Source organism: Pseudomonas sp. LW8 (assembly GCF_041956865.1).
GTDB lineage: Bacteria > Pseudomonadota > Gammaproteobacteria > Pseudomonadales > Pseudomonadaceae > Aquipseudomonas > Aquipseudomonas siliginis.
Map to the genome: position 1 here is coordinate 41460 of NZ_CP168138.1, position 19912 is coordinate 61371.

A 19912-nucleotide genomic window follows, 5' to 3' on the forward strand; every position below is an offset into this window, starting at 1 on the left:
CAGTCTGGACGTACTTTCTATAAATGGATAACTTATTGACGCTGTATTTCCGTCAATAATCTGGCTATAAATTATCGCGATTAACTTTATGCCAAACTATTGACCTTCTGGGAGCCATCCTAAACAATCGCCCCACTAATGTCACATTGATATTTCCGCGGCGACCTGTCCTTCAGCCTGTCATCCAGTTCCTGTTTTGAACTTTCCGACATACGGTCTTTCGGGTTGCCATCATCCGACGCAGCACCACGTTTCTGCTGTGATTCAAGACAAGAAGTTCCGGGAAAATTCCAACCATGCGTTCGCTTTTGCTCCTTGCCGCTCCCTTCGCTCTCGCCGCCTCTTTTGTACAAGCACAATCCTTACCAGAAGCCATGCAACAGGCGCTGGATGTCCATCCGGAGATTCAGGCGGGGGTCAATAGTCGATTGGCGGCGGATTATCAGTTAAAGGCTGCGAAAGGGGGATACCTGCCCAAGGTCGATCTGCTGGGCGGTTATGGCCGTGAAGGCACTGACAGTGTGACCACGAGAGCGAACGGTGGAAGCAATCACTGGGAGACGTTGAACCGCAGCGAGTCAAGTTTACGTCTCTCGCAAATGGTTTTTGACGGTTTCGCGACGTCTAACGAAGTTGCGCGTCAACAAGCCAACGTCAGCTCCCGTGCTTACTCGCTGCTGGGTACTTCCGAGCGTACTGCACTGACCGTCGCCCAGGTGTATCTGGACGTGCTGACCCGTCGCGAATTCGTGCGTCTGGCCGAGGAGAACCTCAAGAGCCACCAGCGCATCTACGACCAGATCCAGTTGCGCACCCAGCGCGGCGTCGGCAGCGGTGCCGACCTTGATCAGGCCGAAGCGCGCATGGCCCAGGCCCGCAACAATCTGATCACCGAGCAGACCAACCTCGCCGATGCGGAAACCAACTTCCTCAGCGCCGTCGGTCAGATGCCCGATCAGCTCGAGCGCCCGGCGCCGTTCATGGCGATGATGCCGGCCAACCTCAATGAAGCCCGCGCGCAAATGCTGGAAAACAGCCCGATCCTGCGTTCCGCCGAGTCGGACATCGCCGCTGCCGAGAAGCAGTTCGCCACCGCCAAATCGACCTTCTACCCGCGTTTCGACGCCGAACTGGGCCGCTCCGCCGACAACGATCTCGATGGTCAGAACGGCCACAACAACGAATGGCAGGCCATGCTGCGCATGCGTTTTAACCTGTATTCCGGCGGCAGCAACAAGGCCGATCTGGAATCCAAGTCGTACCTGGCCAACCAGGCGCTGGACATCCGCAACAACGCCCTGCGTCAGTTGAATGAAGAGCTCGGCCTCGCCTGGAACGCGCTGAACAATGCCAACGCCCAAGTGCCGATCGCCCAGCAATACGTCGATCGCAGCACCTCGGTGCGTACCGCCTACCAGCGTCAATTCAGCCTCGGCGAACGCACCCTGCTGGATTTGCTCGACAGCGAAAACGAACTGTTTACCGCCTCGCGGCGTCTGGCGGAAATCAAGAACATTCAGTTATTTACTCAGTACCGAATCAAGGCGACCATGGGCCAATTGCTCAAAAGCCAGGGAGCGGTCGCGCCGTTGGCATCCGTTGTGCAGAACGACGTGAAGCCCAAGGTCCAGCTGCCTGGGATGAACTGAGTTATCCCTTCCAACTGTTAAAGAGTGTCGAGCGTGGAATCAGAAGTCAGTCGAGTTCAACTCAGCCATGATCCACGCGCGTTGCATGACGATCCGTTGCTGGATGGTCTGCTCGCCCTGTGTATGCTGCACCAGAAGCCTGCCAGCGCGGCGATGCTGACCACCGGCCTGCCGCTGCCCAAACAACGTTTGAGTGTCGAGTTGCTGCCGCGCGCAGCGGCTCGCGCCGGGCTGCAGGGGCGGGTGTTGCAGCGCAAACTCGAAGAAATTCCGGCGATCGCCATGCCCGCGCTGTTGCTGCTCAAGGATGGCCGCAGCGCCGTTCTGCTCGGCTGGCAGGGCGACAATGAAGCACGAGTGCTGCTCAGCGAAAGCGATGGCGGCGAATCGGTGGTCAGCCGCGAACTGCTGAGCGACGATTACACCGGCAAAGTGTTCTTCGCCCAGCCGCAGCACAAATTCGACGTCAATCACGGCACGCTGATCCCGCGTGCACGCTCGTGGTTTCGCGACACCCTCAAGCGTTCGCGCTGGCTGTATGCCGATGCGATCGCCGCCAGTTTCCTGATCAACATCATCGCCATGGCCGCACCGCTGTTCGTGATGAACGTCTACGACCGCGTAGTACCGAACCAGGCCGAAGCAACCCTGTGGGTGCTGGCGCTGGGCATCACCGGCGCTTACATCTTCGACTTGATCCTCAAGAGCCTGCGCAGCCTGTGCCTGGATCTGGCCGGGAAGAAAACCGACCTGATCATCTCCGCCACGCTATTCGAGCGCATTGTCGGCATGGCGATGAAATACCGCCCGGCGAGGGTCGGCAGCTTTGCCCAGAACATCCATGAGTTTCAGAGCCTGCGCGACTTTCTCGCGTCGCTCACCCTGACCAGCCTGATCGACCTGCCGTTCACCATCCTGATTTTCATCGTCATCGCAATTCTCGGCGGGCATCTGGTGTGGATTCCGGTGCTGGCTTTCCCGATTGCCCTGCTGATCGGCTACGCCTTGCAGAAGCCGTTGATCGCGACCATGGAACGGACCATGGCGCTGGGCGCCGAGCGCCAGTCGAGCCTGATCGAAACCCTCGCCGGTCTGGACGCGGTCAAGGTCAACAACGCCGAAAGCGAGCGCCAGTATCAGTGGGAGCAGACCATCGGCACCCTCAGCCGCCTCGAGCTGCGAGTGAAAATGCTCTCCGGTCTGGCGATGAACATCACCTTGCTGATCCAGCAACTGGCCGGGGTGATCATGATCGTCTTCGGCGTGTACCAGATCATCGCCGGCAACCTGAGCATGGGCGGGCTGATTGCCTGCTACATGCTCAGTGGTCGTGCGCTGAGCCCGCTGGCGTCGCTGTCCGGCCTGCTCACGCGCTATCAACAGGCGCGGGTGACCATGACTTCGGTCGACCAGATGATGGAGCTGCCCCAGGAGCGCAATTTCGAAGAGCGCCCGCTGAGCCGCAAGGTTTTGCAGGGTGCGATCGAATGCCGTCAGCTCAGCTTCACCTACCCGGACCAGCAGAACCCGGCGCTGAAGAACATCAACCTGGTCATCCGTCCCGGCGAGAAGATCGGCATCATCGGCCGCAGCGGTTCGGGCAAGAGTTCGCTGGCGAAACTGCTTGTGGGCCTGTACCAACCGGACGACGGTGCGTTGCTGGTCGATGGCGTGGACATCCGCCAGATCGACGTCAGCGAACTGCGCTACAACATCGGTTACGTGCCACAGGACATTCAGCTGCTGTCCGGCACCCTGCGTGACAACCTGGTGTCCGGCGCGCGTTACGTCGAAGACGAGCTGGTGCTGCAAGCCGCCGAACTGGCCGGCGTCCACGAATTCGCCCGTCTGCACCCGCAAGGCTACGAGCTGCAAGTCGGCGAGCGTGGGCAAAACCTCTCCGGCGGCCAGCGGCAGAACGTCGCCCTGGCCCGGGCGCTGTTGCTCAATCCACCGATTTTGTTGATGGATGAGCCAACCAGTGCGATGGACAACACCGGCGAAGAACGCCTCAAGCAACGCCTCGCAGCAGTGATTGAAAACAAAACCGTGGTGCTGGTCACGCATCGGGCATCGCTGTTGTCGCTGGTCGATCGCCTGCTGGTGATCGATCGCGGGCAGATTCTCGCCGACGGCCCGAAAGCCGCCGTGATGGAAGCGTTGAAGAAGGGGCAGATCAGTGTTGCTTAAGTCCGGTGTCAAGGAGTCGATCCGTCGCTACTTCAAGGGCTCTGCCTCGCTGCAGGGCCAGCCGCTGCCAGAGGTCAACAAGGCGCTGATCGAAGACGCCCCGCGCGTCGTGCGCCTGACCATCTGGGCGATCATCGGCTTTTTCGTGTTCCTCATGCTCTGGGCCAACTTCGCCGTGATCGACGAGGTGACTAAGGGCGACGGCAAGGCGATTCCGTCGTCGAAGATTCAGAAAATCCAGAACCTGGAGGGCGGTATCGTCTCCGAGCTGTTCGTCAAGGAAGGCCAGATCGTCGAGGCCGGCGCGCCGCTGATTCGTCTCGACGACACGCGTTTTGCCTCCAACGTTGGCGAAACCGAGGCTGATCGCCTGTCGATGCTGCTGCGGGTCGAGCGTCTGAGCGCGGAAGTCGATGATCGTCCGCTGAATTTTCCCGAGGACGTGCTCAAAGCCGTGCCGGGTCAGGCGAAAAGCGAAGAGTCGCTGTACATCAGCCGCCGTCAGCAGTTACACGATGAAATCGGCGGCTTGCAGGAGCAGTTGATCCAGCGTCAGCAAGAGCTGCGTGAGTTCAGCTCCAAGCAGGCGCAGTACCGTCAGCAACTCGGCTTGCAGCGTCAGGAAATCAACATGTCCGAGCCGCTGGTGGCGCAGGGCGCGGTCTCGCCGGTGGAAGTGTTGCGCCTCAAGCGTGCCGAAGTGGAAACCCGTGGCCAGCTCGACGCGACCACGCTGGCCATCCCGCGCGCGGAATCGGCGATCAAGGAAGTGCAGCGCAAGATCGACGAAACCCGCGGCAAATTCCGCAGCGAAGCGCTGACCCAACTCAACGAAGCGCGCACCGATCTGAACAAGGCCCAGGCCACCGGCAAGGCGCTGGAAGACCGCGTCAGCCGTACGCTGGTCACCTCACCCGTGCGGGGCATCGTCAACAAGTTGCTGGTCAACACTATCGGCGGTGTGATCCAGCCGGGCAGCGACATGGTCGAAATCGTGCCGCTGGATGACACCCTGCTGGTCGAAGCCAAGATCCGCCCGCAGGACATCGCGTTCCTGCATCCGGGTCAGGAAGCGATCGTCAAATTCACCGCCTATGACTACACGATTTACGGCGGCCTGAAGGCACAGCTGGAGCAGATCGGTGCGGATACCATCACCGACGAAGACAAGAAAACCACTTATTACGTGATCAAGGTGCGTACCGAGCGCAGCCACTTGGGCACGGATGAAAAGCCTTTGCTGATCATTCCCGGGATGGTCGCTTCGGTGGATATCATCACTGGCAAGAAGTCGGTGTTGAGCTATTTGCTCAAGCCGATCATTCGGGCGCGGGCTGAGGCGTTGCACGAGCGTTGATCCCCAGTGGCCTTGCTGGCCTCATCGCTGGCAAGCCAGCTCCCACAGGTTTTTGTATTGAGCGCATTTTCGGAGTCAGCTGAGAACCCCTGTGGGAGCGGGCTTGCCCGCGATGGCGTCCTTTAGAGCGGCATATACCTGTCGGTAAGTGACACAAATCGTCACTCCACCCCCTCACCAATCGCCATATCGTTATTCTCTAACGGTATTTAATTTCCAATTCTTATAGCTATAAAGTCACTAACCTGCGTACCTGCCGACCAATCGGCGCGCCGCACGACCTGAACCGACACGCAATCCAGCGTGAGTGTCTGATCGACGAGCGCGTCCGTGAGCGCGCCGTGCGTGGGAGATGATTGATGTCCGCCGCTACTGCCACCGAAAGCGCCGCAACTGTCGCGCCGCAAATCTTCGAAATTCGCCCCTTCAGCGGTGCCGTCGGCGCCGAGATCGTTGGCCTCGACCTGCGCCGGCCGGTCAATGATCAGGACTTCGCGCGGATTCACCGCGCGCACCTGGATTTCCACGTCGTGGTCTTCCGCGATCAGCAGATTACCCCGCAACAGCAAATCGATTTCAGCCGCCGTTTCGGCGTGTTGCAGATCCATGTGCTCAAGCAGTTCCTGCTGGCCAATCACCCGGAAATCCTCATCGTTTCCAACATTATCGAGAACGGCCAGAACATCGGTCTCGGTGACGCCGGCAAGTTCTGGCATTCCGATCTCTCCTATAAAGAGCTGCCAAGTCTCGGCTCGATGCTGCACGCCCAAGAGCTGCCCGCCGAGGGCGGCGACACGCTGTTCGCCGACATGCACAAAGCCTGGGACGACTTGCCCGCTGCCTTGCGCACTGCGGTCGAAGGACGTTCCGCTGCGCATTCCTATACCGCGCGCTACAGCGAAACCAAGTTCGAAGGTAACTGGCGCCCGACCCTGACCCCGGAACAACTGGCCCAAGTCGCCGAAGTGGTGCACCCAGTGGTGCGCACCCATCCGGAAAACGGCCGCAAAGCCTTGTTCGTCAGCGAAGGCTTCACCACGCGCATCGTCGGTCTGCCGGAAGACGAAAGTCGTCAGCTGCTCGGCGAACTCTTCGCCCACAGCGTGCTGCCGCAAAACATCTACCGCCATCAGTGGGAGCCGCATGATCTGGTGTTCTGGGACAACCGCTCGCTGATCCATCTCGCCGCCGGCTGTCCTGCGCACCTGCGCCGCAAGCTGTATCGCACGACCATTCAGGGCGATGCGCCTTTCTGATTTGCCGGAGATCGACCATGAACGCCCCTTTGCCAGGCCACGCGGCCAGCAACCCGATCGCCCACAGCGAAGCGTTGCTGGCCGTCGATCACGTCAGCCTCGAATACCGCACGCCGCAGCGAGTGGTGCGCGCTACCCATCAAGTCAGTTTCGCCGTCGACCCGGCTGATCGGTTCGTCCTGCTCGGCCCGTCCGGTTGCGGTAAATCGACCCTGCTCAAAGCGGTCGCCGGGTTCATCCTGCCCTGCGAAGGCGAGATCCGTCTGCAAGGCCAGCGCGTCGATGCGCCGGGGCCGGACCGCATTGTGGTGTTTCAGGAATTCGACCAGTTGCCGCCGTGGAAAACCGTTAAGCAGAACGTGATGTTCCCGCTGCTGGCCTCGCGCACCTTGAACAAGAAAGAAGCCGAAGAGCGTGCGTTGCATTGTCTGGAAAAGGTCGGCCTCGCAGCGTTCGCCGACGCCTATCCACACACTTTGTCCGGCGGCATGAAAGCGCGGGTGGCGATCGCCCGGGCGTTGGCCATGCAACCAAAAATTCTTTTGATGGACGAACCCTTCGCTGCACTCGATGCGTTGACCCGCCGCAAGATGCAGGAAGAGTTGCTGCTGCTCTGGGAAGAGGTGCGCTTCACCTTGTTGTTCGTCACCCATTCGATTGAAGAAGCATTGGTGGTGGGCAATCGCATCCTCTTGCTGTCACCGCATCCAGGCCGGGTGCGCGCCGAAGTGCACAGCCATCAATACGATCTGCACAGCCTCGGCGGCGTGGCGTTTCAGGAGTCGGCGCGGCACATTCATCGTCTGCTGTTCGATGAGGGCCAAGCGCCGGAGACCGAACGTGATCACGACTTCAACGACATTCGCATCGCCTATTGAGCGGCCAGGAGGACTACCCGATGAGCCATTCATCATCCGTGCGTGAAGAATTCGAAACCGTGCTCGAGCCGCTGACCGCAGTGCCGGTCGAGCGCGAGTTGCCGCTTGGCACGCGCCTGTGGCAACAGGGCTGGTTGCGCAAAAGCCTGATCCTGATTGTGCTGGCGATCATCTGGGAGGTGGTCGCGCGGATTCAGAACAATGACCTGATGCTGCCGAGTTTTCTGCAAACCGCGCAGGCCCTGTTCGACGGGCTGCTCAGTGGCGAGTTGCTGGCCAAGGTGTGGATCTCCCTGGTGGTGCTGATCAAGGGCTACCTGATCGGCATCGTCCTCGCGTTCGCCCTGACGACATTGGCGGTCTCGACCCAGTTGGGACGTGATCTGCTCAGCACCATGACTTCGATGTTCAATCCGTTGCCGGCGATTGCCCTGCTGCCGCTGGCGCTGCTCTGGTTCGGCTTGGGCCAGAACAGTCTGATTTTCGTGCTGGTGCATTCAGTGTTGTGGGCGTTGGCGCTGAACACCTATGCCGGATTTCTCGGTGTGTCCGAGACGCTGCGCATGGCCGGGCGCAACTATGGCCTCAAGGGTTTGCGCCTTGTGTTGTTCATCCTGATCCCGGCGGCACTGCCGTCGATTCTCGCCGGTTTGAAGATTGGCTGGGCGTTTGCCTGGCGCACCTTGATCGCTGCCGAACTGGTGTTTGGCGCGACCAGCGGCAAGGGCGGGCTGGGCTGGTACATCTTCCAGAATCGCAATGAGCTGTACACCGACAAGGTGTTTGCCGGGTTGGCGGTGGTGATCCTGATTGGCCTGTTGGTGGAGAATCTGGTGTTTGCCACCCTCGAGCGCGTGACCGTCAAGCGCTGGGGTATGCAGCGCTGAGGTCTTCGTTGGCTGGGCCGGCCTCTTCGCGAGCAGGCTCGCTCCCACATGAGAACGCATTCCAAGGTGGGAGCGAGCCTGCTCGCGAAGAGGCCAGCGCTGGCATCGTCACTCTTTAGGGATGTTTGCTAGCATTGCGCCCGGATCAATCCAGATCAGCCAAGAGTGCTCAGCATGCAACTCCCGGACATGAACCTTCTGGTCGCCCTCGATGCCTTGCTCGACGAGGGCAGTGTGGTCGGTGCGGCGCGGCGGATGAACCTCAGCCCGGCGGCCATGAGCCGCACGCTGACGCGAATTCGCGAAGCCATCGGCGATCCGATTCTGGTGCGCGCCGGGCGTGGCCTGGTGCCGACCCCCAAAGCCCTCGAACTGCGCGAACAGGTGCGCGACGTGGTCGAGCAGGCGGCGCTGCTGTTCCGCTCCGCCGACAGCGTCGAGCTGGGCACCTTGCGCCGGCGCTTCAGCATTCGCGCCAATGATTTCTTCGTCGGCGTTTACGGCGGCAAGCTGTTCGACACCCTCGACCAGCTCGCCCCGCATTGCGAATTGCGCTTCGTCCCGGAAGGCGACGGCGACGATGAGGCACTGCGCGAAGGGCGTATCGATCTGAGCGTCAGCAACACCCGTCCGCTCACGCCGGAAGTGAAAGTGCAGAACCTGTTCTCCACGCATTTCGTCGGCCTGGTGCGCGAAAATCATCCGTTGCTCGACGGCGAAATCACTGCCGAGCGCTACGCCGGTTTTTCCCATATCAGCATGTCGCGCCGTGGCATCGCTCGCGGCCCGATCGACACGGCGTTGAATGCGTTGGGGCTGGAGCGTCGAGTGGCGGTGATCGCGCCGAGTTTCCATGCGGCGATGTTTGCCCTGCCCGACTCCGACCTGATCCTGCCGGTGCCTAAAGAAGCCCTGCTCAGCGTGCGGCGGCTGGGCCTGAAACTGCGTTCATTCGACCTGCCGATTCCGCTGCCAATGCTGATGCTGACCCAAGCCTGGCACCCGCGCTTCGACAAGGACCCGGCCCACCGCTGGCTGCGCGAAACCCTCAAGACCTGCTGCGATGAAACGTGGCTGGCGGCACAGCCGTAAATCATCAGGCACCATCGAATCCCTGTGGGAGCGAGCCTGCTCGCGAAGGCGTCGAGTCAGTCACCTCAATGGCGGCTGGTCCACCGCTTTCGCGAGCAGGCTCGCTCCCACATAGGCATTCACCGTTGCGTCTGATGCACTTATAACCTGCCAATAAGTCAATTTTCGTCAGCATCAAGCCCCACTAAGATGCTCCGGTATTTTTACCCCCGGAGCTTTTCATTCATGACATCCCTGACGGTCCCGGCGCCTCTCGCCGCGACCAGCCCGGCGACGGCGGCTGCGCCACCGGTGTTCGGGGCGCGGATCATCATTGGTCTGGTCGGCGTGCTGTTGGCCGTGCTGGTCTCGGGCCTCAACGAGATGGTCACCAAAGTCGCACTCGCCGATATTCGCGGCGCGCTGCACATCGGCTACGACGAAGGCACCTGGCTGGTCGCCAGCTACACCGCCACGTCGGTCGCGGCCATGGCCTTTGCGCCGTGGTGCTCGGTGACCTTCTCGCTGCGTCGCTTCACCCTCTGCGCCATCGGTCTGTTTACCGTGCTCGGCGTGCTGTGCCCGTTCGCCCCAAACTACGAAAGTCTGTTGTTGATGCGCATCCTCCAGGGTCTGGCCGGCGGTGCTCTGCCGCCGATGCTGATGACCGTCGCGCTGCGCTTTCTCCCGGCGAACATCAAACTGTACGGACTGGCCGGCTACGCACTGACTGCGACTTTCGGCCCGGGACTCGGCACGCCGCTGGCCGGGCTGTGGACCGAATACGTCGGCTGGCAATGGACCTTCTGGCAGATCATCGTGCCGTGCCTGATCGCCATGGCCGCAGTGGCTTACGGATTGCCCCAGGATCCGCTGCGCTTGGAGCGCCTCAAGTCGTTCAACTGGAAAGGCCTGCTGCTGGGCTTTCCAGCGATCTGCATGCTGGTGATCGGTCTGTTGCAGGGCAATCGACTGGACTGGTTCGAGTCGAATCTGATCTGTGGATTACTCGGTGCCGGTTCGCTGCTGCTGGTGGCTTTTATGATCAATGAATGGTCGCAGCCGATTCCGTTTTTCAAGCTGCAGATGCTCGGCATCCGCAACCTGCTGTTCGCCCTGATCACCCTCGCCGGGGTGCTGATCGTGCTGCTGGCGGTGGTGTTGATTCCGTCGAGTTATCTGGCCCAGGTGCAGGGTTATCGTCCGGCGCAAACCGCGCCGATCATGCTCATTGCCGCGCTGCCGCAGTTGATCGCGCTGCCATTGGTGGCGGCGCTATGCAACTTGCGCTGGGTCGATTGCCGCTGGGTGCTTGGCATTGGTCTGAGCATGCTCGCGCTGTCCTGCCTCGGCGGTTCACACCTGACTTCGACGTGGATTCGCGATGATTTCTACGTTCTGCAATGGCTGCAGATTTTCGGCCAGCCGATGGCGGTGTTGCCGCTGCTGATGTTGTCGACCGGCAGTATCACGCCGATGGAAGGCCCGTTCGCGTCGGCGTGGTTCAACACCGTCAAAGGTCTCGCCGCAGTGGTCGCCACCGGCGTGATCGAAGCGCTGACCACCGCGCGCCTGCATTTCCATTCGACCATGTTGGTCGACAGCCTGGGCAATTCGCCGCTGGCCGATCACAGCGATCCGGGCCTCGCTCACCGCGTGCACGAGCAGGCGGTGGTGCTGACTTCGGCCGATCTCTACGTGTGCATGGCCGGCGTCGCCGTGGCGTTGATCCTGCTGATTTTCTGGCTGCCGACGCGGATTTATCCGCCGCGCGCGCCGACCTGATCGCTGTACTGAAACTGAAGGTTTTTTATGACTCAATCCAAGCAAAAACTCGCGGTGGCTGTGGCTGCCGCGCTGGCGGTGGGCGTGCTGGTGTACCTGGCGATGCCCGGGCTGTTCGGCCAACGCACCGAGCAAACCACCAATGACGCCTTCGTCTCCGCCGACTACACGCTGGTGGTGCCGCGCGTGGCCGGGTTCATCAAGCAGGTGCTGGTCGAAGACAACCAGCAGGTCAAGGCCGGGCAATTGTTGGCGCTGATCGATGACCGTGATTTGCGCGCAGCGGCGGAAGCGGCGGACGCGCAAACCCTGGTCGCGCGGGCGCAATTGCAGAACGCCAATGCGACCCTTGAGCGGCAGGCGTCGCTGATCGCTCAGGCGCAGGCCACCGTGGTCTCGGCCAAAGCGCAAATGGCTTTTGCGCAGCAGGAACTGAACCGCTACAACCATCTCGCCGGAGTCGGTGCCGGCACCGTGCAGAACGCGCAACAGGCGCGCACGCGCATTGATCAGGCTTCGGCGCGTCTCGACACCGCGACCGCGAAACTGGCGGCCGAACGCAAACAAGTCGAAATCCTCACTGCCCAGCGCAACGCCGCTGAAGGCAATCTGAAACACGCGCAGGCGGCACTGGAAATCGCCAGTTTCAACCTCTCTTACACGCGCATTACCGCGCCGCAGGACGGCATGATCGGCGAGCGCGCGGTGCGTGTCGGTGCCTACGTCACCCCGGGCAGCAAACTGTTGGCGGTGGTGCCGTTGCAGCAGGCTTATGTGGTCGCCAATTTTCAGGAAACCCAGTTGACCGACGTGCAGCCGGGTCAGGATGTGCAAGTGCGGGTCGACAGCTTGGGCGGCGAAGCCCTGACCGGCCGCGTCGAGAGCATTGCGCCAGCGACCGGCGTGACCTTCGCTGCGGTGAAACCGGATAACGCCACCGGTAACTTCACCAAAGTGGTGCAGCGGATTCCGGTGAAGATCATGCTGGAACCGGGCCAGCCACTGGCCGAGCGCTTGCGGGTGGGGATGTCGGTCGAGGCGAGTATTGATACCGCCAGCTCGAAGGCGTCCGGGCGCGAGGTGACGCAGCGATGATCGGTGTTAAATCGGTTGGCCTCATCGCTGGCAAGCCAGCTCCCACAGGGGTCATTGGCAGGCTGAACCATTTTGCACAATCTGCACAATCCTTGTGGGAGCTGGCTTGCCAGCGATGGGGGCATAGGCAGCAGTTCACCCTGAGTGCCTTGCTTGCAGTCAGCCTCAGCGCTTGTACCGTCGGCCCGGACTTCCAGAAACCCGAAGCCCCTCAAACTGCCGACTGGGCCAAACCGGCGCGGTCTGCCCCAAGCAAGGCCGTCAGCGAACCCCTGAACGAACGCTGGTGGGAAACCTTCCACGACCCGCAACTTTCCGCGCTCACCCAGCGCGCGCTGAACAGCAACCTCGACCTGCAACTGGCCAGCAGCCGCCTGCAACAAAGCCGCGCCGCGCGCCAGGTGATCACCGCCGAGCGTTATCCGAACAGCGCCGCCAGCGGCAGCTACGCACGTAAACGCAACAGTGGCAAAGGCTTGAACGATCCATCGGGAAATAACGGCGATGAGGCTTTCAACCTGTGGGATGCCGGCTTCTCGGCGTCATGGGAACTGGACTTCTGGGGCCGCGTGCGCCGTGAAACCGAAGCCGCTGATGCCAATCTCGAAGTGGCAGAAAACGACCGTCGTGACGTACTGCTGACCGTGCTCGCCGACACTGCGCAAAACTACATTCAGCTGCGCGGCGTGCAAAACACACGCGCCGTCACCGAGCAGAACCTCGACGTCGCTCGCCACAGCCTGAAACTCTCGCAGCTGCGGCTGGCCGATGGCGTGGCGACCGACCTGGACGTCGCCGAAGCCGCCGCGCAAGTCGCCGCCATCGAGGCACAGCTGCCGGCGCTCGAGCAGCGTCAGGCGCAACTGATCAACGCGATCAGTCTGTTGATGGGCGAGCCACCGCAAGCTCTCGCTGAAACGTTATCCACAGACGCGGCAGTACCGCAGTCACCACTGCAGGTCGCCATCGGCCTGCCGTCGCAATTGGCCGAACGCCGCCCCGATATCCGCCAGGCCGAAGCGCGTCTGCACGCCGCCACCGCCAACATCGGCGTGGCCAAGGGCGATTTCTATCCGCGCATCACCCTGTCCGGCAACCTCGGTTCCCAGGCCATGCAGCTGAGCGATTTCGGTTCATGGGGCTCGCGTGCCTTTGCCATCGGCCCGCAATTCAGCTTGCCGTTGTTCGACGGCGGACGCCTGCGCGGTATGTTGCAACTGCGTGAAGCCCAACAGCGGGAAGCGGCCATCGCCTACCAGCAAACCGTGCTGCGCGCCTGGCATGAAATCGATGATCAACTGACCGCCTACAACGCCAGCCAGCGCCGTCGCGACAGCCTCGCCGAAGCCGTGCGCCAGAACCAGATCGCCCTGCGCACCGCGCAACAGCAATACGTCGAAGGCGTGGTCGATTTCGTCAACGTCCTCACCGTGCAGAGCGCCTTGCTCGCCACGCAGGAGCAATGGGTGGAAAGCTCGACCGGCGTTTCCCTGGCGATGGTCGGTTTGTACAAGGCGTTGGGCGGCGGATGGCAATCGGTCTATCCGGCAGCGCAACTGGCCGCAGGCTCACCTGACGTCGCCAGACCCTGAACCCGCAGCGCCAGCTATGATCAACTCCATTGCAGCAAACGGCGCAACGCCGGACCTGAATTGCAGAGGAGTTGCATCATGGAAAATCCGCAGCACAGCCTACCGGCCCTGTTCAAACAACTCGGCCTCGATGACGATCCGACCGGCATCGAACAATTCATCGCCAGCCATTCACCGCTCAAACCGGAATTGCATCTGGCTGACGCGTTTTTCTGGACGGAAAGTCAGGCGCAGTTTCTGCGCGAGGAGATTCTCGACGATGCGGATTGGGCGGAGGTGGTGGATCAGTTGAATGTGATGTTGCGCAAGGGGCGGGCTGATTACTTCGGCTGAGGCCAAGTCCGTGCCGTATGCACCAGCGCCATGATCCAGACGGCATCTCTCTCCGTTTGATAGACAAGACGGTAACTGGGATGCGGAATCAGCTCACGCGTACCGGCAATGATGCCGGCACGGCCAATCAACGGATTGTCGGAAAGGCGATGAACCGCTTCGCTGAAGCGCAGATCCATTTCGATGGCCGCTCTTGGGTTGGCGGCCTGCAAGTAGTCCCAAATGTCTGCACGATCCTGTGCGGCGGCTGGCGTCCATATGATTTTCATAGGTGATCTTCTGCCTGCCTGCGCTTTGCCGCGAACGCTGCTTCTACGTCTTCGTTGTTCAATCCGTCTCCGGCACGTACGGATTCCCGAGCGATTTCAACCTTGCGTTGCAGGAACGCTTCATATTCGCGGGCCTCTCGCTGGGTTTGAACATACTGACGCATCATGTCTCGCATGATTTGCGACGCCGGCCGGTGTGCCGCTTCGGCTTCCGCCATGAACTCCTCCCGCAGTTCCGGCTCCAGTTTCATTGTGAAAACGGCTTGTTTTGACATGTTGGGCTCCTGAATTTGGTGATGACAACATATATACCTTGTCAGTATCGAAGGAGATAGCTTTGAGTCAGATAGGGCGACTAACGGAGAGATTTGTTTCAAAACTTGACTGAAATTCCCATCCAGTGCGATATTGATAGTTAGCAAACTAACAGTGTCCGTTATCCCGTGTCCGATTCCCTCGACAGTCTCCAGATGAACATCAGCAGCGCCATGGTGGTGGCCGCCCGGCATTGGCGGAAGATCTGCCAGACCACGCTGGTCAATTACGGAATTTCCGAAGCCTGCGCCGTGCCCTTGTTGATGATCGGGCGTTTGGGCGAGGGCGTGCGTCAGGTGCAAGTCGCCCAGGCTGCGGGGATGGAGAGTCCTTCGCTGGTGCGTTTGCTCGATCAGCTGTGCCACGCCGGTTACGTCTGTCGCACCGAAGATGCCCAGGATCGCCGGGCCAAGTGCCTGAGCCTGACCGATACCGGTCGCGAGCTGGTGCAGGCGGTGGAGGCTGAGCTGGTGCGCTTGCGTCATGAGGTGCTGGAAGGCATCGAGCGCAGTGATCTGGAAGCTACGCTTCGGGTACTCAGGGCTTTTGAGGCGGCGAGTTCGCCTGTGGTGGTCAATTCTTGAACGGTTTTTTCACTGGCATGCCGCCGGCCCGTGACTGGTTTTACGGGGTCCGTACCTTTGCAGCGTCGATGATTGCGCTGTACATCGCGTTGCTCATGCAAATGCCGCGTCCGTATTGGGCGATGGCCACGGTGTACATCGTCTCCAGCCCGTTTCTCGGCCCGACCAGCTCCAAAGCGCTGTACCGCGCGGCCGGTACATTTCTCGGCGCAGCGGCGGCGGTGCTGTTCGTGCCGATGTTCGTGCAGAGCCCGTACGTGCTGGTGGTGGTGATTGCCTTGTGGACCGGCATTCTGCTGTTCATGTCCCTGCATCTGCGCACCGCCAACAGTTATGCGCTGATGCTGGCCGGTTACACCTTGCCGCTGATTGCCCTGCCGGTGGTGGATAATCCGCTGGCGGTGTGGGACGTGGCCGAGGCGCGTACCGAAGAGATTTTCCTTGGCATCGCCGTCGCTGCGGTGGTCGGTGCGATGTTCTGGCCGCGACGGCTGGCGCCGGTGTTCAATGATGCCGTGAGCAAGTGGTTCGCCGATGCGACGAGCTACAGCCTGAAGTTTCTCAGCCGCGATGTGCAGCCGGAAGAAGTCACCGCGCTGCGCATGGCCATGGTCGCCAATTTCAACAGCCTCGAGTTGATGATCGGCCAGTTGCCCCACGAAGGCGCGCGGCCACAAACCGTGCGCAACACCAAGGAATTGCGCGGGCGCATGATCCATCTGTTGCCGGTGATCGATGCCCTTGAGGATTCGCTGTACGCCCTCGAACGCCGCACCCCGGAACTGGTGGAAAAATTCCAGCCATTGCTGACCGCGACCCGGGAATGGCTGGACCACGCGGACGCCAATCTCGAGCGCTGGCAAGCACTGAGAGATCAACTCGACGCGTTGCAACCGAGCGCCGAAGCGCTGGAGGAGCGCAAACAGTTGCTGTTCTCCAATGCGATTTACCGCCTCGGTGAATTCATCGATCTGTGGCAGGACTGCCGCAGCCTGCAGGATGCGATTCTTTGCGAGCGCCAGGACAGCTGGCGCGCGGTGTACCGGCACTGGCGCCTGGGCCGGTTGACGCCGTTCATCGATCGCGGGCTGATGCTCTACTCGGTGACCTCGACCATTCTGGCGATCATCGTTGCTTCGGTGCTGTGGATCCTGCTCGGCTGGCCGGACGGTGGCAGCGCGGTGATTCTGGCGGCGGTGGCGTGCAGCTTCTTTGCCTCGATGGACGACCCGGCGCCGCAGATTTACCGGTTCTTTTTCTGGACCGGGATGTCGGTGCTGTTCGCCAGTCTTTACCTGTTTCTGATTCTACCCAACCTGCACGATTTCCCGATGCTGGTGCTGGCGTTTGCCGTGCCGTTCATTTGCATCGGTACGCTGACCGTGCAGCCGCGTTTCTACCTCGGCATGCTGCTGACGCTGGTCAATACCTCGTCGTTCATCAGTATTCAGGGTGCCTACGACGCGGACTTTTTCGCCTTCGCCAACTCCAATCTGGCTGGACCGCTGGGGCTGTTGTTCGCCTTCATCTGGACGCTGGTAGCGCGGCCATTCGGTGCCGAACTGGCGGCCAAGCGTCTGACCCGATTCAGCTGGAAAGACATCGTCAGCATGACCGAACCGGCCAGCCTCGCCGAGCATCGGCAGTTGGGCGTGCAGTTGCTCGATCGGCTGATGCAGCACCTGCCGCGTCTGGCCCTGACCGGTCAGGACACCGGCATCGCGATGCGTGAAGTGCGTGTCGGTCTGAACATGCTCGATCTGCTTGCCTACACCCCGCGCGTCACCGGCGTGCCAAATGCCCTGTTGCGACAAGTGGTGGGGGAGGTCGGCGAGTATTTTCGCGCCTGCCTCAAAGCCGACGAACGCCTGCCGGCGCCGAGCGGTCTGCTGATGACCCTCGATCGCACGCGCCGAGCGCTGAACGGCCAGGGTGACGATGAAACCCGTCTGCACCTGTTGCACGCCTTGAGCGGTCTGCGTCTGGCCTTGCTGCCCGGCGTCGAGTTCGTCTCCAGCGCCGAGCCCGAAGAACCGCTGCCCGATGGAGCGCCCCTATGATCGGTGATCTGGATATCAGCGGCATCTTCCTGCCGACCCTGCTGGTGCTGATGGGCATCACTTACGTGCTGTTTTTGTTGGTGCATGGCGTGCTGCAACGCCTGCATTTTTACCGTCTGGTCTGGCACCGGGCATTGTTCAACGTGGCGCTCTACGCCGTGCTGCTGTACGGCGTGGACTCACTCAGTCGATACCTGATGACATGAAAAAACCGTTTCTGACCATCGGTCGCGTGGTTCTGACCCTGCTGATCGTGACTTTTGCCGTTGTCCTCGTCTGGCGCATGGTGATGTATTACATGTTCGCGCCGTGGACCCGAGACGGCCACATTCGTGCCGACATCATCCAGATCGCTCCGGACGTGTCCGGGCTGATCCAGCAGGTCGAGGTAAAGGACAACCAGTTGATCAAGCGCGGTCAGGTGCTGTTCAGCATCGACCAGGATCGCTTCAAACTGGCTCTGCGCCAGGCCAAGGCCGCCGTTGCCGATCGCGAAGAAACCCTCGCCCAGGCGCAGCGTGAAGCCAAGCGTAACCGTGGCCTCGGCAACCTGGTGCCGGCCGAACAACTGGAAGAAAGCCAGTCGCGCGTCGCCCGTGCGCAGTCGGCATTGGCCGAAGCCTTGGTGGCGGTCGACAGTGCGCAGCTCAACCTCGATCGCTCGGTGATCCGTAGCCCGGTCGATGGTTACGTCAACGACCGCGCGCCGCGTCCGCAGGAATTCGTAACCGCCGGGCGCCCGGTGTTGTCGGTGGTCGACAGCAACTCCTTTCACATCGACGGCTATTTTGAAGAAACCAAACTCGACGGCATCCACGTCGGGCAATCGGTGGATATCCGCGTGATCGGCGACCGCGCCAGGTTGCGCGGGCATGTCGAAAGTATCGTCGCCGGCATCGAAGACCGCGACCGCACCAGCGGCAGCAATCTGCTGCCCAACGTCAACCCGGCTTTCAGTTGGGTGCGCCTGGCGCAGCGGATTCCGGTGCGCATCGCATTCGATGATGTACCGGCCGACTTCCGCATGATTGCCGGGCGTACCGCCACCGTGTCGATCATCGACGACCAACATGAGGAGTCGCAGCCATGAGCAGGGCCTGGTTGATCGCCGGGTTGGGCGTGATGCTCTCGGCCTGTCAGATGGTCGGCCCGGATTATCAGGTGCCCGCCGACGCGGCGGTGCAGCGCAAGGATATTCAGGGTGAGCTGGCAGTCGCCGGCAAACCGGTGGTCTCGGCGCCGGTGCCAGCGGACTGGTGGCGGTTGTATAAAGACCCGCGCCTCGATCAACTGGTACAGCAGGCCATGGCTTCCAACACCGACCTGCGCGTAGCGGCGGCGAACCTGTCGCGGGCACGTGCTCAGGTGGATGAAGCCGAGGCCGCTGGCGGCTGGAGCGGCGGGGTGAAAATGGGTGCGCAACGTCTGCAGGAATCCGGTCAGGCGTTCCTGCTGCCGGAGAAAGTCCCGGTGGCCAACATCGCCGATATCGGTATCAGCGCTTCGTACCAATTCGACCTGTGGGGCACCTTGCAGCGCGGTATCGAAGCGGCCAAAGCCAATGCCGATGCTACTCAGGCCGCAGCCGACACTGCGCGTATCACCTTGGTGGCGGACGTGGTTCGCGCCTATACGCAAGTCTGCGCAGCCAATGAAGAGCGGGAAATCGCCGAGCATTCTCTCGACCTGCAATCGCAAAGCACCACGCTGATCCAGCGTCTGCGCGATGCCGGGCGTGGCGACGAGACCCAGGTCACCCGTTCGCAGACCCAATTCAAATCCCTGCGCGCCGACTTGCCGCGTTATGAAGCGGCGCGTCAAGCTGGGCTGTTCCGTCTGTCGATGCTGCTGGCCAAACCGGTCGAGCAGTTGCCGGCAGGTACCGCCAGTTGCGCTGAGTTGCCGAAGATCGCGCAATTGGTGCCGGTTGGTGACGGCGCTGCGCTGCTCAAGCGCCGCCCGGATATTCGTCAGGCCGAGCGGCGTCTTGCTGCGGCAACCGCCGGCATCGGCATCGCCACCGGTGAGCTGTACCCGGACATCAGCATCGGCGCGACCATCGGCACCGTCGGCATCATTGATGACCTTGGCGACCCGTCGACCAACCGCTGGGGCTTCGGCCCGTCGCTGAGCTGGAAAGTACCGACCAACGGCGCCCGCGCGCGCATCCGTGAAGCCGAGGCCAACACTCAAGGCGCGCTGGCGCATTTTGACGGCGTGGTGCTCAACGCGATCCGCGAGACGCAGACCGGTCTGGCCCAGTACAGCGCCTTGCTGCAACGCCGCGATGCCCTAGCCGAAGCCGAACAGTCGGCCAAGCTCGCCGCCGAGCAGACGCACCGCTTCTTCCAGGCCGGCCGCGAGTCGTTCCTCGCCGACCTGCAGGCAACCCGCACCTACACCGATGTCACCGCGCAACTGGCCGCCGCCAACACCCAGGTCGCAATGAGCCAGATCGATTTGTTCCTCGCCCTGGGCGGTGGCTGGGAAAGCGGACGAACGAACACCTCGAGCGCCAGCAAACCCTGAGGCCGTTGCTATGCTTTGAAGTGTTGCAGGGGCGCCCCATGCCAAGCGCTCCTGCAATGCAC

At 61.4% G+C, this 19912-nt stretch carries 18 protein-coding genes; 16 read left to right on the forward strand and 2 right to left on the reverse strand.

Annotated elements, in window-relative coordinates; translation table 11 throughout:
- Positions 1–296 precede the first annotated feature (296 nt).
- The 11 genes from AB9L16_RS00410 (at position 297) to AB9L16_RS00460 (ending at position 14093) form a co-directional block, all read left to right on the forward strand.
- Positions 297–1649: a TolC family outer membrane protein gene (locus tag AB9L16_RS00410; protein WP_375122957.1), complete on the forward strand. Its 1353-nt coding sequence runs from the start codon at positions 297–299 to the stop codon at positions 1647–1649.
- A 33-nt stretch (positions 1650–1682) separates the two neighbouring features.
- On the forward strand, positions 1683–3839 hold the full coding sequence (locus AB9L16_RS00415; RefSeq protein WP_051600365.1) for a type I secretion system permease/ATPase: 2157 nt from the start codon (positions 1683–1685) through the stop codon (positions 3837–3839).
- Positions 3829–5196 (forward strand): HlyD family type I secretion periplasmic adaptor subunit, encoded by a 1368-nt coding sequence (locus AB9L16_RS00420; RefSeq protein WP_024011116.1) that lies wholly within the window; start codon positions 3829–3831, stop codon positions 5194–5196. Before AB9L16_RS00415 ends, AB9L16_RS00420 begins: the two co-directional genes overlap by 11 nt.
- A 359-nt stretch (positions 5197–5555) precedes the next feature.
- Positions 5556–6452, forward strand: coding sequence for a TauD/TfdA family dioxygenase (locus AB9L16_RS00425; protein WP_236168266.1), 897 nt, complete (start codon positions 5556–5558; stop codon positions 6450–6452).
- A 17-nt stretch (positions 6453–6469) separates the two neighbouring features.
- On the forward strand, positions 6470–7330 hold the full coding sequence (locus tag AB9L16_RS00430) for an ABC transporter ATP-binding protein (protein WP_375122958.1): 861 nt from the start codon (positions 6470–6472) through the stop codon (positions 7328–7330).
- 20 nt (positions 7331–7350) lie between these two features.
- Entirely contained in the window at positions 7351–8217 is an 867-nt protein-coding gene (locus AB9L16_RS00435) for an ABC transporter permease (protein WP_041477414.1), read from the forward strand.
- 174 nt (positions 8218–8391) lie between these two features.
- Complete coding sequence (locus AB9L16_RS00440) at positions 8392–9309, forward strand: LysR family transcriptional regulator (protein ID WP_016772273.1); 918 nt, start codon at positions 8392–8394, stop codon at positions 9307–9309.
- A gap of 225 nt (positions 9310–9534) precedes the next feature.
- Entirely contained in the window at positions 9535–11073 is a 1539-nt protein-coding gene (locus tag AB9L16_RS00445) for an MFS transporter (RefSeq protein ID WP_375122959.1), read from the forward strand.
- 27 nt (positions 11074–11100) lie between these two features.
- The gene (locus AB9L16_RS00450) at positions 11101–12168 is read left to right on the forward strand and encodes an HlyD family secretion protein (RefSeq protein ID WP_150637840.1); all 1068 of its coding nucleotides are present in this window, start codon (positions 11101–11103) and stop codon (positions 12166–12168) included.
- On the forward strand, positions 12165–13760 hold the full coding sequence (locus tag AB9L16_RS00455; RefSeq protein ID WP_375122960.1) for an efflux transporter outer membrane subunit: 1596 nt from the start codon (positions 12165–12167) through the stop codon (positions 13758–13760). Before AB9L16_RS00450 ends, AB9L16_RS00455 begins: the two co-directional genes overlap by 4 nt.
- Before the next feature lie 78 nt (positions 13761–13838).
- Positions 13839–14093, forward strand: a complete 255-nt coding sequence (locus tag AB9L16_RS00460) for a DUF2789 domain-containing protein (RefSeq protein WP_056786950.1) — start codon at positions 13839–13841, stop codon at positions 14091–14093.
- Here AB9L16_RS00460 and AB9L16_RS00465 read toward each other — a convergent pair.
- Together AB9L16_RS00465 and AB9L16_RS00470 are read right to left on the reverse strand one after the other, a co-directional pair.
- Complete coding sequence (locus AB9L16_RS00465) at positions 14081–14362, reverse strand: type II toxin-antitoxin system RelE/ParE family toxin (protein WP_016772268.1); 282 nt, start codon at positions 14360–14362, stop codon at positions 14081–14083. The genes AB9L16_RS00460 and AB9L16_RS00465 overlap by 13 nt on opposite strands.
- Positions 14359–14637 (reverse strand): hypothetical protein, encoded by a 279-nt coding sequence (locus AB9L16_RS00470; RefSeq protein ID WP_016772267.1) that lies wholly within the window; start codon positions 14635–14637, stop codon positions 14359–14361. The genes AB9L16_RS00465 and AB9L16_RS00470 overlap by 4 nt, the downstream gene beginning before the upstream one ends.
- Before the next feature lie 195 nt (positions 14638–14832).
- Between AB9L16_RS00470 and AB9L16_RS00475 the strand changes: the two genes are divergently transcribed.
- The 5 genes from AB9L16_RS00475 to AB9L16_RS00495 are packed head-to-tail and all read left to right on the forward strand — an operon-like array spanning position 14833 to position 19850.
- On the forward strand, positions 14833–15261 hold the full coding sequence (locus tag AB9L16_RS00475; protein ID WP_016772266.1) for a MarR family winged helix-turn-helix transcriptional regulator: 429 nt from the start codon (positions 14833–14835) through the stop codon (positions 15259–15261).
- On the forward strand, positions 15258–17321 hold the full coding sequence (locus tag AB9L16_RS00480; protein WP_150637842.1) for an FUSC family protein: 2064 nt from the start codon (positions 15258–15260) through the stop codon (positions 17319–17321). The genes AB9L16_RS00475 and AB9L16_RS00480 overlap by 4 nt, the downstream gene beginning before the upstream one ends.
- On the forward strand, positions 17318–17527 hold the full coding sequence (locus tag AB9L16_RS00485; RefSeq protein WP_016772264.1) for a DUF1656 domain-containing protein: 210 nt from the start codon (positions 17318–17320) through the stop codon (positions 17525–17527). Before AB9L16_RS00480 ends, AB9L16_RS00485 begins: the two co-directional genes overlap by 4 nt.
- A complete protein-coding gene (locus AB9L16_RS00490) occupies positions 17524–18411 on the forward strand; it encodes an HlyD family secretion protein (protein WP_151552973.1) in 888 nt (295 codons plus the stop codon). Before AB9L16_RS00485 ends, AB9L16_RS00490 begins: the two co-directional genes overlap by 4 nt.
- Positions 18408–19850 carry an efflux transporter outer membrane subunit gene (locus AB9L16_RS00495; protein ID WP_073471477.1) on the forward strand — a complete coding sequence of 481 codons (1443 nt, stop codon included), beginning with the start codon at positions 18408–18410 and terminating at the stop codon, positions 19848–19850. The genes AB9L16_RS00490 and AB9L16_RS00495 overlap by 4 nt, the downstream gene beginning before the upstream one ends.
- The last annotated feature ends 62 nt before the right edge of the window (positions 19851–19912 follow it).

Bases quoted from the DNA above. Each gene is read 5' to 3' on its own strand.
- AB9L16_RS00430 (WP_375122958.1), top strand. From the start codon at position 6,470: ATGAACGCCCCTTTGCCAGGCCACGCGGCCAGCAACCCGATCGCCCAC.
- AB9L16_RS00455 (WP_375122960.1), top strand. From the start codon at position 12,165: ATGATCGGTGTTAAATCGGTTGGCCTCATCGCTGGCAAGCCAGCTCCC.
- AB9L16_RS00410 (WP_375122957.1), top strand. From the start codon at position 297: ATGCGTTCGCTTTTGCTCCTTGCCGCTCCCTTCGCTCTCGCCGCCTCT.
- AB9L16_RS00470 (WP_016772267.1), bottom strand. From the start codon at position 14,637: ATGTCAAAACAAGCCGTTTTCACAATGAAACTGGAGCCGGAACTGCGG.
- AB9L16_RS00445 (WP_375122959.1), top strand. From the start codon at position 9,535: ATGACATCCCTGACGGTCCCGGCGCCTCTCGCCGCGACCAGCCCGGCG.
- AB9L16_RS00450 (WP_150637840.1), top strand. From the start codon at position 11,101: ATGACTCAATCCAAGCAAAAACTCGCGGTGGCTGTGGCTGCCGCGCTG.
- AB9L16_RS00495 (WP_073471477.1), top strand. From the start codon at position 18,408: ATGAGCAGGGCCTGGTTGATCGCCGGGTTGGGCGTGATGCTCTCGGCC.
- AB9L16_RS00475 (WP_016772266.1), top strand. From the start codon at position 14,833: ATGAACATCAGCAGCGCCATGGTGGTGGCCGCCCGGCATTGGCGGAAG.
- AB9L16_RS00435 (WP_041477414.1), top strand. From the start codon at position 7,351: ATGAGCCATTCATCATCCGTGCGTGAAGAATTCGAAACCGTGCTCGAG.
- AB9L16_RS00490 (WP_151552973.1), top strand. From the start codon at position 17,524: ATGAAAAAACCGTTTCTGACCATCGGTCGCGTGGTTCTGACCCTGCTG.
- AB9L16_RS00460 (WP_056786950.1), top strand. From the start codon at position 13,839: ATGGAAAATCCGCAGCACAGCCTACCGGCCCTGTTCAAACAACTCGGC.
- AB9L16_RS00440 (WP_016772273.1), top strand. From the start codon at position 8,392: ATGCAACTCCCGGACATGAACCTTCTGGTCGCCCTCGATGCCTTGCTC.
- AB9L16_RS00465 (WP_016772268.1), bottom strand. From the start codon at position 14,362: ATGAAAATCATATGGACGCCAGCCGCCGCACAGGATCGTGCAGACATT.
- AB9L16_RS00485 (WP_016772264.1), top strand. From the start codon at position 17,318: ATGATCGGTGATCTGGATATCAGCGGCATCTTCCTGCCGACCCTGCTG.
- AB9L16_RS00425 (WP_236168266.1), top strand. From the start codon at position 5,556: ATGTCCGCCGCTACTGCCACCGAAAGCGCCGCAACTGTCGCGCCGCAA.